The sequence below is a fragment of the Streptomyces sp. CNZ287 genome (assembly GCF_007827615.1).
This window is the reverse complement of the sequence record NZ_VISV01000020.1, coordinates 13,578-27,381: the sequence shown is the minus strand read 5'-3', so window position 1 is coordinate 27,381 and position 13,804 is coordinate 13,578. Positions and strand designations below refer to the sequence as shown.

Annotated in this window: 15 protein-coding genes, 1 tRNA gene and 1 pseudogene; 14 read left to right on the top strand and 3 right to left on the bottom strand. The window is 73.0% G+C overall.

From position 1 onward, the window contains the following. Window positions 1-35: 35 nt before the first annotated feature. The 6 genes from FB457_RS28635 (at window position 36) to FB457_RS28610 (ending at window position 5,014) form a co-directional block, all read left to right on the top strand. Complete coding sequence (locus FB457_RS28635; protein ID WP_047016658.1) at window positions 36-404, top strand: DUF488 domain-containing protein; 369 nt, start codon at window positions 36-38, stop codon at window positions 402-404. 74 nt (window positions 405-478) lie between these two features. Beyond that, a complete protein-coding gene (locus tag FB457_RS28630; protein WP_047016659.1) occupies window positions 479-1,318 on the top strand; it encodes an HdeD family acid-resistance protein in 840 nt (279 codons plus the stop codon). A gap of 103 nt (window positions 1,319-1,421) precedes the next feature. Continuing rightward, window positions 1,422-2,042, top strand: a complete 621-nt coding sequence (locus tag FB457_RS28625) for an HhH-GPD-type base excision DNA repair protein (protein ID WP_125935793.1) — start codon at window positions 1,422-1,424, stop codon at window positions 2,040-2,042. A 136-nt stretch (window positions 2,043-2,178) separates the two neighbouring features. Then, window positions 2,179-3,711, top strand: a complete 1,533-nt coding sequence (locus FB457_RS28620) for a M28 family metallopeptidase (protein WP_047016661.1) — start codon at window positions 2,179-2,181, stop codon at window positions 3,709-3,711. 243 nt (window positions 3,712-3,954) lie between these two features. Continuing rightward, window positions 3,955-4,251: a type II toxin-antitoxin system VapB family antitoxin gene (locus tag FB457_RS28615; protein WP_018836497.1), complete on the top strand. Its 297-nt coding sequence runs from the start codon at window positions 3,955-3,957 to the stop codon at window positions 4,249-4,251. Between the two features lie 94 nt (window positions 4,252-4,345). After that, window positions 4,346-5,014, top strand: a complete 669-nt coding sequence (locus FB457_RS28610; protein ID WP_145783802.1) for a LytR C-terminal domain-containing protein — start codon at window positions 4,346-4,348, stop codon at window positions 5,012-5,014. An 85-nt stretch (window positions 5,015-5,099) separates the two neighbouring features. Here the strand turns inward: FB457_RS28610 and upp are convergent, their stop codons facing one another. Continuing rightward, window positions 5,100-5,732, bottom strand: coding sequence for a uracil phosphoribosyltransferase (gene upp / locus FB457_RS28605; RefSeq protein WP_047016662.1), 633 nt, complete (start codon window positions 5,730-5,732; stop codon window positions 5,100-5,102). A 148-nt stretch (window positions 5,733-5,880) separates the two neighbouring features. Between upp and FB457_RS28600 the strand changes: the two genes are divergently transcribed. The 5 genes from FB457_RS28600 to FB457_RS28580 all read left to right on the top strand — a co-directional run bounded on the left by FB457_RS28600 (window position 5,881) and on the right by FB457_RS28580 (window position 9,346). Next, complete coding sequence (locus FB457_RS28600) at window positions 5,881-6,069, top strand: hypothetical protein (protein WP_253911302.1); 189 nt, start codon at window positions 5,881-5,883, stop codon at window positions 6,067-6,069. Window positions 6,070-6,260: 191 nt separating this feature from the next. Beyond that, window positions 6,261-6,809: a tRNA adenosine deaminase-associated protein gene (locus FB457_RS28595; protein ID WP_145783727.1), complete on the top strand. Its 549-nt coding sequence runs from the start codon at window positions 6,261-6,263 to the stop codon at window positions 6,807-6,809. 56 nt (window positions 6,810-6,865) lie between these two features. Then, window positions 6,866-7,366 carry a nucleoside deaminase gene (locus tag FB457_RS28590; protein ID WP_047016664.1) on the top strand — a complete coding sequence of 167 codons (501 nt, stop codon included), beginning with the start codon at window positions 6,866-6,868 and terminating at the stop codon, window positions 7,364-7,366. 41 nt (window positions 7,367-7,407) lie between these two features. Further along, a tRNA-Ser gene (locus FB457_RS28585) sits at window positions 7,408-7,494 on the top strand. Window positions 7,495-7,723: 229 nt separating this feature from the next. Further along, window positions 7,724-9,346 (top strand): protein kinase domain-containing protein, encoded by a 1,623-nt coding sequence (locus FB457_RS28580; protein WP_145783726.1) that lies wholly within the window; start codon window positions 7,724-7,726, stop codon window positions 9,344-9,346. Window positions 9,347-9,449: 103 nt separating this feature from the next. Here FB457_RS28580 and FB457_RS28575 read toward each other — a convergent pair. Next, window positions 9,450-10,013, bottom strand: a pseudogene (locus FB457_RS28575) (SAM-dependent methyltransferase). 425 nt (window positions 10,014-10,438) lie between these two features. On the opposite strand from FB457_RS28575, the gene FB457_RS28570 reads away from it, so the two are divergent. The 3 genes from FB457_RS28570 to FB457_RS28555 all read left to right on the top strand — a co-directional run bounded on the left by FB457_RS28570 (window position 10,439) and on the right by FB457_RS28555 (window position 13,250). Further along, window positions 10,439-10,618 carry a hypothetical protein gene (locus tag FB457_RS28570; protein ID WP_047016665.1) on the top strand — a complete coding sequence of 60 codons (180 nt, stop codon included), beginning with the start codon at window positions 10,439-10,441 and terminating at the stop codon, window positions 10,616-10,618. A gap of 298 nt (window positions 10,619-10,916) precedes the next feature. Beyond that, window positions 10,917-11,924: an RNA polymerase sigma factor SigF gene (locus tag FB457_RS28565; protein WP_078898312.1), complete on the top strand. Its 1,008-nt coding sequence runs from the start codon at window positions 10,917-10,919 to the stop codon at window positions 11,922-11,924. A gap of 246 nt (window positions 11,925-12,170) precedes the next feature. Further along, entirely contained in the window at window positions 12,171-13,250 is a 1,080-nt protein-coding gene (locus FB457_RS28555) for an RNA polymerase sigma factor SigF (protein ID WP_173534857.1), read from the top strand. A 212-nt stretch (window positions 13,251-13,462) separates the two neighbouring features. Here the strand turns inward: FB457_RS28555 and FB457_RS28550 are convergent, their stop codons facing one another. Further along, on the bottom strand, window positions 13,463-13,687 hold the full coding sequence (locus tag FB457_RS28550; RefSeq protein WP_047016666.1) for a hypothetical protein: 225 nt from the start codon (window positions 13,685-13,687) through the stop codon (window positions 13,463-13,465). Window positions 13,688-13,804: the final 117 nt, after the last annotated feature.

The following is a 13,804-nucleotide window of genomic DNA, read 5'->3' as shown; positions in this document are numbered from 1 at the left end:
GCGCGGGGGGCTCGCCGCACGGCTACCGTGGACGTATGGCGACAAAACACGCACCCCCTCGGATACGGCGCGTCTACGACGACCCCGCCGGCGACGACGGCACGCGCGTCCTCGTCGACCGGATCTGGCCCCGCGGCATGACCAAGGAGAAGGCACACGTCGACGAGTGGCTGAAGGCCATCGCGCCCTCGGACGAGCTGCGCCACTGGCTGCACGCGGACTTCGAGCGCTACCCGGACTTCGTGAAGCGCTATCGCAAGGAGCTGGCCGACCACGAGCGGGCGGAGGCGCTCGCGCACCTGCGCGCGCTGTACGAGCAGGGGCCGCTGACGCTGGTGACCAGCACGAAGGAAGTGCGGCGCAGCCACCTGACGGTGCTCGCGGAGGAGCTGGAGCGGGGCTGACCCGCGGCCGTACGCGTCACCCGTACGGCCCAGCGCCGGTGGCGGCCCCGCCGGGCCCGCTCACAGCCTGGAGCATGAGCACCGACCCGGCGCCGCACCGCGGCCGCCCCGACAGGCCCGGCCCCTCCCCCGACGCCGACGCCGACGCCGACGCCGACGCCTCCGGCGAGCGCATACGTCCCGTCGGGGACCGCACCCGCCGCGTGGAAGAACCCGGCGGCGCGGCCACCGCCCCCGGGGAGCACGCCCCCCGGGAGCGCCGGCTCAGCGTCGTCGCGGGCGACGAGGACACCGGCCCGCCGCCCGGCGGCGACCCGGCACGTACCGCCCACCACGACCGCGGCGCCGTCCCCGAAGGACCCCTCGGCATCCTCGCCAGAGGCGCCTGGCAGGCGGTGCTGCTCGCGGGCGTCGCCGCCCTCGTCCTCGGCGCCCTCACCCTCGCCTGGCCCGGCGAGACGCTCCGCGTCGTCGGCATCCTCTTCGGCCTGTACCTGCTGGTCATCGGCGTGATGCAGCTCGTCGCCGCCTTCGGTACGCACGCCTCCACCGCGCTGCGCGTGATGGCGTTCATCAGCGGTGCCCTGTGCATCCTGCTGGGCCTGCTGTGCTTCCGCAGCGCGCTGCAGTCCGTCCTGCTGCTCGCCCTGTGGATCGGCATCGGCTGGCTCTTCCGCGGCATCACCCAGGCGGTGGCCGCCGGTTCCGACGAGGCGATGCCCGCGCGCGGCTGGCAGATCGGCCTCGGCGTGATCTCGGCGCTGGCCGGCATCGTGCTGATCGCGTCGCCGCTGACGTCGATCGCGATCCTCACCTACCTCGCCGGCGTCTGGCTGCTGGCCGTCGGCGTCATCGAGATCGCCACCGCGGTCCGCATCCGCCACCGCGCGAAGCAGCTCCCGGCCGGCGCCTGAGCGGGACACCGGTCCGGGTCCGCCGCCCCCGGCGCGCAAGGCGCGCGCCGGGGGCCGCGTGTTGCCCGGCGGGGCCGCGACCGGCTGCTGCCATGATGCTCGGATGAACGTCACCGTCCGTCTCGCGCAGCAGCCGGAGGCCGACGCGCTGCTCGGCCGCAGCCCGCTGGCCGTCCTGGTCGGCATGCTCCTCGACCAGCAGGTGCCCATGGAGTGGGCGTTCTCCGGCCCGTACACGATCGCCCGCCGCATGGGCGGCGACGACCTCGACGCCCACGCCATCGCCGCGCAGGACCCCGAGGCGTTCGCGGCGCTGCTCTCCGAGAAGCCGGCCGTGCACCGCTACCCCGGCTCGATGGCCAAGCGGATCCAGCAGCTCTGCGCGTACCTCGTGCACGAGTACGACGGCGACGCCGAAGCCCTCTGGCGCGACGCCGGCAGCGGCCGGGAGCTGCTGCGGCGGCTCCAGGCGCTGCCCGGGTACGGGAAGCAGAAGGCGCAGATCCTCACCGCGCTGCTGGGCAAGCAGTACGGCGTCACGCCCGACGGCTGGCGCGAGGCGGCGGGCGCGTACGGCGACGACGGCAGCCGCCGGTCGGTCGCGGACATCACCGGGCCGGAGACGCTGACGGAGGTACGGGCGTTCAAGCAGGAGGCGAAGGCGGCGGCCAAGGCGGCCGGGGCGCAGGGGAAGACGGGGCGGAAGGCGAAGAAGACCACCTGAACCGGGACGGGTTGGCCTCCGGCCCATTCCGCAACGCCGTTCGAGTCGCTAGGTTGCTCGCACTCCGTCCGCCTTGCGGACAGGAGACCCCACACGCCGGACAGGTTCGCCCACCTTTGACGTCGGAAGGACTCCTGTGTTCCCTCGAAGATTCACGGCTGCGCTGGGCGCGGCCGCCCTCGCCGTCCCCCTGCTCCTGGCCAGCTCGGCGCCCGCCGGCGCGGCACAACCGGCGAAGGACGGCGCGAAGCTGGCCCGGGACCTGGTGCGCGCGTCCAGTGCTGCGGACGCGTACAAGCACCTCAAGGCGTTCCAGCGGATCGCGGACCGCAACGGCGGCCACCGCGCGGCCGGTTCGCCGGGGTACGAGGCGTCCGCCGCGTACGTCTACGACCAGCTCAAGCAGGCCGGCTACGACGTCGGGTACGACACCTTCGACTTCACCTACTCCGAGACGCTGAAGGACGAGTTCGCCGTCGTCTCGCCCGAGGCGCGGGACATCGAGATATTCGCGATGACCTTCTCGAAGTCGACCCCCGAGGGCGGCCTCGACGCGCCGCTGGCCGCCGTGCCCGTCGACGCCGACGGCACCTCGGGCTGCGAGCCGGGCGACTTCACGGGCGGCGACTACACGGGCAAGGTCGCGCTCGTCCAGCGCGGCGGCTGCAACTTCTCCGTCAAGCAGGCCCACGCCGCGGACGCGGGCGCCGTCGCCACCGTCATCTACAACAACACCGAGGGCGCACTCAACGGGACCCTCGGCGACGCCGACGCGGTCAAGGTGCCCACCGGCGGCATCACCAAGGCCGAGGGCGAGGCCCTGACCACGCTGCTGACGCAGGGCGAGGTCACCGTCCACGTCGACATCCAGACGATCGTCGAGCCGCGGACGACGCGGAACGTCATCGCCGAGACCAGGGGCGGCGCCGAGGACCGCACCGTCATGCTCGGCGCGCACCTCGACTCGGTCGCCGAGGGCGCCGGCATCAACGACAACGCCTCGGGCTCCGCGGCGCTGCTGGAGGTCGCGAAGGAACTGGCGAAGGCGGAGAAGAAGCCGCGCAACCAGGTGCGCTTCGCGTTCTGGTCGGCGGAGGAGCTGAGCCTCGTCGGCTCCACGGACTACGTGAGCCGGCTCACCCCGCGCCAGTTGCGGGACATCGAGCTGTACCTGAACTTCGACATGGTCGCCTCGCCGAACTACGGCCTCTTCGTCTACGACGGCGACGACTCCGACGGCGTCGGCGAGGGCCCGGGGCCCGAGGGCTCGGCGCAGTTGGAGCGGCAGATCACCGACTTCATGGACAGGAAGGGGATGCCGCACGAGGGCACCGACTTCACCGGCCGCTCCGACTACGGCCCCTTCATCGAGGTGGGCATCCCGTCCGGCGGCACGTTCACGGGCGCGGAGGGGACGAAGACCGAGGCGCAGGCCGTGAAGTTCGGCGGCACGGCGGGCAAGGCGTACGACCCGTGCTACCACACGGCGTGCGACGACCTGGACAACATCAGCATGCCGGCGTTCGACGCGAACATCGACGTCATCGCCCACGCGGTCGGGACGTACGCGCACGACGTCAGCTCGCTGCGCGAGCCGGTGTCGTTCGTGCCCACCGAGGGCGACGAGGGCAGCGGCGGGGGTGCGCACGACGACCACGCGGAGCGGTGAGCGCGTGACGGCGTAGCACAGACGCGGTAGCACAGACGCGAGGGGAGCCCGGGCCGCGAACGGCCCGGGCTCCTGCCGCCCCCCCCCGCCGTGCCGCCGCCTCGCTTCGGCCGTGCACCGCCGTGCTCCGCCTTGCTTCTTTCGGCTCCCGCTTGCCTCCGCCTTGCTTCGCACTTGCCGCTGACTTGTGGCTCCTGTGCCTCACTGCTGCGCCCGGAGGCGCATCCCCGGTAGGCTTTCCGTGTGATCTTCAAGCGCATCGGAAACGGGAGGCCGTACCCCCACCACGGCCGGGAGTCCACCCGCCAGTGGGCTGATGTCGCGCCACGCCCGGTACGCCTCGACCAGTTGGTGACGACGAAGCAGCAACTGGACCTGGAGACCTTGCTCGCCGAGGACTCGACCTTCTACGGCGACCTCTTCGCCCACGTCGTGAAGTGGCGCGGCGACCTCTATCTGGAGGACGGACTGCACCGCGCGGTGCGGGCGGCGCTGCAGCAGCGCCAGGTGCTGCACGCGCGCGTCCTTGAGCTGGACTGACCAGTCTGTTGACCCTTTCGGGGGGACCCGCCTCCACCCCGTAGATCATCTAGTAGGCACGGTCCCTTCCGGCTACTACGCTGCCGCCATGAGCATGCTGACGCCCCCCGAGATGGGCGGGCCGTACCGCATCAAGGGCACCAAATATCCGCGTATGCGGCGAGGCCGCCGGCGCCGGAGAGTGCTCGCCCTGCTCGGTGCCGTGCTCGCGGTCGCGGTGGTCGGCTGGGGGACGCTCCAACTCGTCGACGCCTTCACGGGCGGCGGCGAGGACGAGGAGAAGGCGGCGCAGGCCCGTACGCCCGGCGACTGCGGCGCCGGGGACACCGGCGCGAAGTCCGGCGAGGGCAAGAGACCCGAGCGCGGTCCCGGCGAGAAGCCGGCCGAGCTTCCCGCCCCGGGCCGGGTCGAGGTCAACGTGCTGAACGCCACGGCCAGGACCGGCCTCGCGCAGAAGACCGCCGACGAGCTCAAGAAGCGCGGCTTCAAGATCGGCAAGGTGGACAACGCGCCCGCGGCGTACGACAAGAAGGTACGCGGCGAGGGCGTCCTGCTCGGCGCCCCGGGGACCGTGGACGGCGAACTGAAGGTGCTCGGCACACAACTGGCGCAGGCGGAGCCGAAGGCGGTCGAGCGCGAGGGCGCGGTGGTCGACCTGATCATCGGCGACGAGTTCCGCGGGCTGACCGAGCCGGCGGAGGCGAAGGCGGCGCTGAAGGCGCTGACGGCCCCGGCGAAGGCGAAGCCGGGGGCGTGCGAGTGAGGACGCCCGCGGCGGAGGGCCCCGCGGACCGGGCGGTCGCTGATCCGGCGCCTGCCGGCCCGGCGGCCCCCGGCCGGGCCCGCCGCTAGGCGGTCCCGTACATCCGGTCGCCGGCGTCGCCGAGGCCCGGCACGATGTACCCCGCCTCGTTCAGCCGCTCGTCCATCGCCGCCGTGACCACCGTCACCGGCGCGCCCGCCAGCTCGTGCTCCACCGCGTCCGTCCCCTCCGGCGCCGCCAGCAGGCAGATCGCCGTGACGTCGTCCGCGCCCCGCCGGATCAGCTCCCGGATCGACGCGACCAGGGTGCCGCCGGTGGCCAGCATCGGGTCCAGGACGTAGACCTGCCGGCCGGAGAGATCCTCCGGCAGCCGGTTCGCGTACGTGCTGGGCTGGAGGGTCTCCTCGTCGCGTATGAGCCCGAGGAAGCCCGCCTCCGCCGTCGGCAGCACCCGCATCATGCCGTCGAGCATGCCGAGCCCGGCGCGCAGGATCGGCACGATGAGCGGCTTGGGCCGGGCCAGCCGCACACCGGTGGTCTGCGCGACGGGGGTGCGCACGTCGACCTGTTCGGTGCGGACGTCGCGCGTCGCCTCGTACGCGAGGAGCGTGACGAGCTCGTCGGCCAGCCGCCGGAAGGTGGGAGAGTCCGTGCGCTCGTCGCGCAGCGTGGTGAGCTTGTGCGCCACCAGGGGGTGGTCGACCACGTGAATCCGCATGCTCCCGAATCTATCCGAGACCCCGCCGGGCACGGATACCCGTGGGGGCCGGGGGGTACGCGTGGAGAAACGGGCCGCGGTTCCTACACAACCGCCAACCGGGTGCAAGGTGGATATGTCCCCCGGCCCGCCCGGACGCTGGAGGTGCATGATGCCGGATCGTGATCTGCGCAGCGGTGATCCGCTGGCCGAGACCACCGACGACCGCGGCCGGCGCCGCGCCGCCTTCCTGCGCGACCTGCACGAAGCCGAGGCGCTGCGGGCGCGCGTCCAGCCGCGGCGCGCCCGGGCGGCGCGGCGCCGGCAAGTCCACCGCATGCGCACCTTTCGCTGGTAGACGGCCGATGAGCGGCGGAACGGGGGCCGTGCGGCGGCCCAATTCACGACGCACAGCGGAAGACCCCGCAGACAGCGCAGGTTTCTGTCACGATTCCGGTGAGGGCGGGTCCCCCGCCCCTGGTCGGGGGGAGAGAGCAGGCAAGCTCGACCACCCGGCCCGGCACACCTAGGACCAGTGGGAGAGTCACGGTGTACTTCGCCGCACTGCTCGCGCGCACCGAAGACGGGTGGGAAGCGAGCGATACAGAGCTCGACGACGTGGAGACGCTGGACGACCTGGCCGACCTCGCCCGCGAGGCGACGGCCGACGACGACGAGACCGTGCTGGTGCTGCTCGAGCAGGAGGGCATCTGGTACGGCGTCATCCGTATAGACGGCGAGGACGACCCGCGTGTCTTCGTCTCGAACGCCGCGGGAGCCGCGCGCAGCGCGTACGGGGAGATCCTGCTCACCCCCGAGCTGCTCGGCCAGGAGCCCGAGGACGACAGCGCCCTGGACAGCCTCACGGACCTGGACGGCACCGAGGACGGCGAGCCGGACCCCGCCGGCGGCTCCGGCGCGGACGCCGGCGCCGACCCGGACGCCCCGCCCGGCACGCCGGCGGGCCCGGTGGGCGACACGGAGCTGCTGGAGGACCTCGGGGTCTCGGAGAAGCAGTTGCTGGCGCTGCAGAGCGACGCGGTCAACGAGATCGCCGACATGCTCGGCGCGGCGGACGTCCTGGAGGCGGTCCGCTGAGCGAGCCCGGCGGAGAAGGGGAGAGCGGCCCGTACGAGGAGCTGTGGGCACCGCCGATGCGCGCGGCCCTGGCGGAGGCGGAGCGCGCCCTGGAGACGGGCGACGTGCCGGTGGGCGCGGTGGTCGTGGGCCCGGTGGACGCGTCCGGGGACTCGTACGCCTCGCTGATCGAGGCACCGCCCACGGGCAGGATCCTGGCCCGCGCCCGGAACGAGAGGGAGGCGACGGGCGACCCCACCGCGCACGCGGAGATCCTGGCGCTGCGGGCGGCGGCGGCGGAGCTGGGCGGCTGGCGGCTGACGGGCTGCACGCTGGTCGTCACGCTGGAGCCGTGCACGATGTGCGCGGGCGCCGCGGTCCTCGCCCGCGTCGACCGCGTCGTCTACGCCGCCCGTGACCCCAAGACGGGCGCGGCGGGCTCCCTCTGGGACGTACTCCGCGACCGCCGCCTCAACCACCGCCCGGAGGTCGTCCCCCACGTCCTGGCCCCACCCGCCACCGCCCTGCTCACCACCTTCTTCCGCACCGCCCCGCCGCCGGACGGCCCGCACCCGTAAGGATTTCTGCTCACGGCGGCGGGTGGGCTAAGCTGCGTGGCGGTAGCGTGTCCGAGCGGCCGAAGGAGCTCGCCTCGAAAGCGAGTGTGGGGGCAACTCCACCGTGGGTTCAAATCCCACCGCTACCGCAGGTAGACGAAAGGGCGGACCCGACAAGGTCCGCCCTTCGTGCTGCTCCGGGTCTCGTTTCGGGCACGCGCGGGTGGAGTCCCCCTCTCGTCCGCGGGTCCGCGGCAGACGGCGGGTCTGTCTGTCCGGGCAGCCCTTCGGTCCCGGAACCGGCCTTGTCCACAGGCGTGGTTGGGGAGGCCGGCGGCCGTCTAGGGTGGATCCGACGGCCCCTCACCGGAGGCAGGGATGGAGCGCGGCACGCGCATAGCGGGCAAGTACGAAATGCGGGAGCGGCTGGGCCGGGGCGGCATGGGCGAGGTGTGGTCTGCGCGCGACCGCGACCTCCACCGCGACGTGGCCGTCAAGCTCCTGGTCCGCGACGACGCCGCACCCGACCTGTTGCACCGATTCGAGCGGGAGGCCATCGCCGCCGCCCAGATCAACCACCCCAACGTGGTCTCTCTCTATGACCGGGGTGTCCACGACAGTCTCCAGTTCCTGGTGATGGAGCACGTGGACGGCGTCACGCTCGCCCGGCACATCCGCGAGCACGCCCCGCTGCCGCCGGCACGGGCCCTGGAGATCGCCCAGGAGATCTGTGCCGCCCTGGTCGCCGCCCACCTCGCCGATGTCGTCCACTACGACATCAAGCCGTCCAACGTCATGCTCACCCCCGACGGCCGGGTGAAGGTCGTGGACTTCGGCATCGCCGGGTTCACCCACAGCCACACCTTCACCGTCGTCCCCACGTCGGCGCTCTCCCCGGTCGGCACCGCACTGTACGGAGCGCCCGAACAGTTCCTGGACGAGCGCGGTGACCACCGCTCCGACCTCTACGCCCTGGGAGGCGTCCTCTTCGCCCTGCTCACCGGCGAGCCCCCGTTCGGGGAGGGCGGCGCGCTCTCTGTCATCCACCGCAAACTCAACGAGGAGCCCCGCCGGTTGCGCGACCTGCGCCCGGACGTCCCGGAACCGGTCGAAGCGCTCGTCGCCGACCTGCTGCAACGCGATCCGGAGCGGCGGCCCCAGTCGGCCTCGGCGGTCCACGAACGCATGAAGCGCCTCCGTTCCCCCGGAGCCGCCACCACCGGCGGAGAACCCGGCACCAAGCGCCTGGTCCCGCCCGCGGTGCGCCGCGTCGTCACCGCCCGGCTCCCGGAGCGGTACGGGACGGCAGAGACCGGTGCCGGCGCGGGCGGGGGCGATGCGTTCGAGGTCAGGTGGACCGGCCGGGAACCCCTTTCCAGCTACGTGACGTACCGTCGCCGACCGCCGCGGACGTGGCACTGGGCGGCCTTTGCGGTCCTCACCCTGGCGGCGCTCGGTCTGCTGATCCCGATGACGTTCATGTGGCTCGACCAGGGGCAGCTCAACTCGGACGGCGAAGTGCTGGCGTGGCTCGCCGTCCCGACCGTTCCGCTGACCGTCCTGTACGGCCAATGGCTCGTCAGGCGGACCGGCGCCTGGTCGCGGCACCACCGGTCCGTTCGGCACACCGCCCCCTGGTCACTCCGGATCGACGCGGACGGCATCACCACCACCGACCGGCGCCGTGCCACGCCCTCCGACGGGCCCGCGGGTCGCCGGACGTACGCCTGGAGCCGGGTCGGAGCCTGCACGCTGGGATACGTGACGGAGTTCCCCGGAGGCCCCCGCTACAGCGCGCTCCAGATCGAGTACGGGGCCGGCAGCCGGCCGGCCGGCTTCTCGCCCCCCGCCGGGCCGGCCCACCTCCGGCCGCCCCGGGCCCGGAACGAGCGCCGGCCGCTGTGCATCCTCGGCCCGCTCTCCGAGCCGCAGCACCACGCCTTGGTCACCGCACTCGCCCGGCACGCCGGTGGGCGGTGGGATCCGGAGTCCGGCGCATAGCGGGCCGCGCCCCTGTCGAAGGTCCCGGCACCGGGCCGTCCGGCGGCAGGCGGGGCAGTGGGCCGTCGGCCGAGGTTGCCTCAGCCCTCGCCGCGTACGCCGGTCAGCGCTTCACGCCGACGCCGCAGACATGGGTGACGTCCGCGATGCGGCCCGGTTCGGCGTCCTCCCGGGGGCGCCAGCGGGAGCAGGACACCACGCCCGGCTCGACCAGCGTCACGCGGTCGAAGAGGCACGCCGACTCGTCGCGGGTACGCAGCCGCATGGGTGCGGTGCCCTGGGAGTTCCAGTAGTCGACGGCGCCCGTCATGGCCTCGCCGTCGGACGAGCGGGTCTTTGTCCACGTAGGCGATGCGGGACTTAGGCGCGACGCGCTGGGCGACCTCGTGGGTGGTGGCCACGGCAGGCCGGTGCCGATGTCGAGGAACTGCCGTACGCCCGCTTCGGCGGCCAGGTAGTGGACCGCGCGGGTGAGGAAGTGGCGGTCCGCGCGGGCGGAGCGGATCAACTCCGGTACGTAGGCCAGGATCTCGTCGCCGACACGGCGGTCGACGTCGTAGGCGCCCTTGCCGCCGAGCCAGTAGTTCCAGATCCGCGCCGAGTGCGACACCGTCGAGTCGACGACGCCGAGGGGCGATAAGGGCTTCGGTGAGGCGTCGTCTGCCACGGCGGGTGATCCCTGTCAGGCATCGTCGGGTCGGCGGACCAGCAGTCGACCTGCAGCAGCGAGTTCGGCGGCGGACAGGTGCGCCGGGGCCGGCCTGCGGAGAGGGAGGCGGCCCCGGGGGGAACCGACCGCCTCCCCCCGCGGAGGGTGGGCCCTACGACCCGCCGCAGCGAGGGGGAGTAGCCGCGGCGGCCGCGCAGGGGGCCCGCCCCGAGCCCGCCGGGGGTCCTGCCGGACCCAGCGGGGGCTCACCGTCCATGCTGCGCCGCCCACGGCCGCGGGCGGGAGACACAAAAGCCCCCTCTGACCGGGCCTTTAGTCCATAGAACCTGGGTACGGTGCCAAGCGCGGATAGAATCATGCGACTGCGCCTGGGGAGAGAGCGGGAAACGGGCGTGTGCCGCACAGGGGAGGCATCGGAGCTCGTGGACTACAAGAAGATAGCGCTGGGGCTCCTCGGGCTCTTCGCCATCTACTCGATCATCAGCTCCCCCTCGCAGGCGGCCGACCTCGTGCAGGTCGTCTTCGAGTGGATATCGGAGCTCGCCAAAGCCATCGGCGACGTGATGTCCGACCTGCTCGACGACGCCTCCTCCTCGGAGTGACGCGGGGCGCCGTCCGCCCGGGGCCGTCGGCCCGCGGCGGCTGCCCGGCCGGGTGATCGCCGACCACGCAATCGGCCCCGTACGCCCGTACGGGATCAGCCCTCCTGCCTGGCCGAACGGCCCCCGCCCGCGGCGCGCGGCGGCGGCCAACTGGCCGCCAACACGGCAAATTACGGTGCTTGCACAGAGTGCGCATCTCTTGTGATGCTATGACCGCTTTTCCCGATTTGGCCGGGCTCGTCTGCGCTACGGGCCGCGGCGCCGGTCGTACGTCACGTGGTCGCGAAGGGGTGGTGGTGTGGTGCAGCCGTTGTCCGCTCGTACGGCCCCGCCGGTCCCCTGCCCTCCCGCCTCCAGCCCTGCCTCGCCCCCACCCCCCGGCCCGGCCCCCGCCGCCACGACGGCAGCCACGGCCGCCCCCGGCCCCGCGTCGGCCGCCCCCGGCCCTCCGGCCGCCCCCGCCGATCCCGCGGCGGCGGCCGACCCCGATCCCGCCCCCGGCGGCTCCGGCGCATCAGCCGGATCCGGCGACCCCGAAGCCCCCCGTAAACCCGACTCCCGCGCCCTCACCCGCGCGCTCTTCGCCGAACTCACCGCGCTCGAACCCGGCACCCCCGAGCACACCCGCGTCCGTACCGCGCTGATCGAGGCCAATCTCCCCCTCGTGCGCTACGCCGCCGCCCGCTTCCGCAGCCGCAACGAGCCCATGGAGGACGTCCTCCAGGTCGGCACCATCGGCCTCATCCACGCCATCGACCGCTTCGACCCGGCCCGCGGCGTGCAGTTCCCGACCTTCGCCATGCCCACCGTGATCGGCGAGATCAAACGTTACTTCAGGGACAACGTGCGCACCGTCCACGTCCCCCGCCGGCTGCACGAGCTGTGGGCCCAGGTCAGCGGCGCCACCGAGGACCTGACCGTACGGCACGGCCGCGCGCCCACCACCGCCGAGATCGCCGCGCATCTGAAGATCGGCGAGGAGGAGGTGCGGGCCTGCCGCGAGGCCGGCCGCTCGTACTACGCCACCTCCCTCGAAGCCGCCCAGGAGGGCGACGGCATGCCGGGCCTGCTGGACCGGCTCGGGTACGAGGACCCGGCCCTGGCCGGCGTCGAGCACCGCGACCTCGTACGCCACCTCCTCGTCCAACTGCCGGAGCGCGAACAGCGCATCCTCATGCTGCGCTACTACCGCAACATGACCCAGTCGCAGATCAGCGCCGAGCTCGGGCTGTCCCAGATGCACGTGTCCCGGCTGCTGTCCCGCAGCTTCGCACGACTGCGATCCGCAAACCGGATCGATTCCTAACCGGATCGGGTAGGACTCTTCGAGGTCATCCCTGACGCACACGCTCCGCATCTGCGCGTATATGTCGACTTGGCGCTACAGCGCGTTGCCGACTTGTGACATTCTGCTGGAACGGTGTTTGGCATGCCCCGGCACCCGGTAAGTCAGTCGGAGGCTGCTTCTCTCGGCGGTCCGGCGGGAGTCCAGGTCCCCGCCGGGGCAAGGGGAGGGGCGGCCTGGAACCGTCCGCGACCTCAAGGGGGTGGCATGTCCGCAGAACTGGGCAGCTCGCAGATGCTCACCGAAGTCGCGCCTCTCGGCGCACAAGCGGCTTTCCCCGACGCCCGGGCCGCCACGGCCCAGGGCCCGGACCGTACCCTGGACCCGTCCTTGGCCCCGTCCCTGGGCCCATCGCCCGACCCGGCCGCCGCCGGCCACGCCCCGGCGCCACCGGCACCGCCACCACCCCTCGGGGCCGCGGCACCGCAGAATCCGCCCGACGCCGCCGCCCCGGCCATCCCGGCCCCCGCCGCCCCGGCGGACGACGCCGCCCCCGTCGAGGCCGATGCCGCCCCCTCCGGCAGCATCGACACCCGTACGCTCTCCCGCGCCCTCTTCCTCCGCCTCGCCGAGCTGCCCCCCGGGGACAGCCCCGAGCGGTCCTACGTGCGCGACACCCTGATCGAGCTGAACCTGCCGCTCGTGCGCTACGCCGCGGCCCGCTTCCGCAGCCGTAACGAGCCCATGGAGGACATCGTCCAGGTCGGCACGATCGGACTGATCAAGGCGATCGACAGGTTCGACTGCCGTCGCGGCACCGAGTTCCCGACCTTCGCCATGCCCACGGTCATCGGCGAGATCAAGCGCTACTTCCGGGACACGAGCTGGTCCGTGCGCGTCCCGCGCCGGCTCCAGGAGCTGCGGCTGGCGCTCACCAAGGCGAGCGACGACCTCGCGCAGCAGCTCGACCGCTCGCCGACCGTGCCGGAACTCGCCCAGTACCTCGGGGTGTCTGACGAGGACGTGGTCGACGGCCTCGCCGTCGGCAACGCGTACACGGCCAGCTCCCTCGACTCCCCGGCCCCGGAGGAGGACGGCGGCGAGGGCTCGCTCGCGGACCGCCTCGGGTACGAGGACTCGGCGCTGGAGGGCGTGGAGTACCGCGAGTCGCTGAAGCCGCTGCTGGCTCAACTCCCGGCGCGGGAGCGGCGGATCATCATGCTGCGGTTCTTCGGGAACATGACGCAGTCCCAGATCGGCGACGAGGTGGGCATCTCGCAGATGCACGTGTCGCGGCTGCTGACGCGGACGCTCGCGCAGCTCCGGGCAGGGCTGATCGCGGACTGACGACGGGGCCGGCGCGGGGCCGGCCCCAGCTCGTACGCCGTACGCCCGGATCCCGTAGACGGCGCGTGAAGCCGCGTCTACGGAGCGAAGCCCCGATGCAAGCAGGAATGACGGAGGCGCGCGACGCGGACTCCGCACGGGGGAGCGCGAACTCGGCGCCCGGGTCCCCTGATCCAGACCCCGGCCCCGGCTTCAGGCCCTCGTCCCCCGGCTCACCCGACCGCGAGCCAGACCACTCCCGCCAGCACCGCCACCGCGACGACGATCCCGATGATCATCCCCACCCGCGGCCCCGAACTCGCCGCCGCGGCCGCCGGCTGCTGCGGCCCCCGCGCCTGCGGGCCGCCGCCCTCGTCCACGAAGGCGCGGAACATCTGGGTGCTCCCGGCCGGGTCGTCGTGGGGATCGGGCTGTTGACCTTGCGGATTGTGAGCCATGGGGCAGGACACTAGCGAACGCCCCGGACGCCTGTCAGCGGGGGGAAGCCCTCCTTCCGCTCGCCCCCGCCGGCACCGACCCGACTTCGATTGCCTTCGGCAACCATTCGTCATACT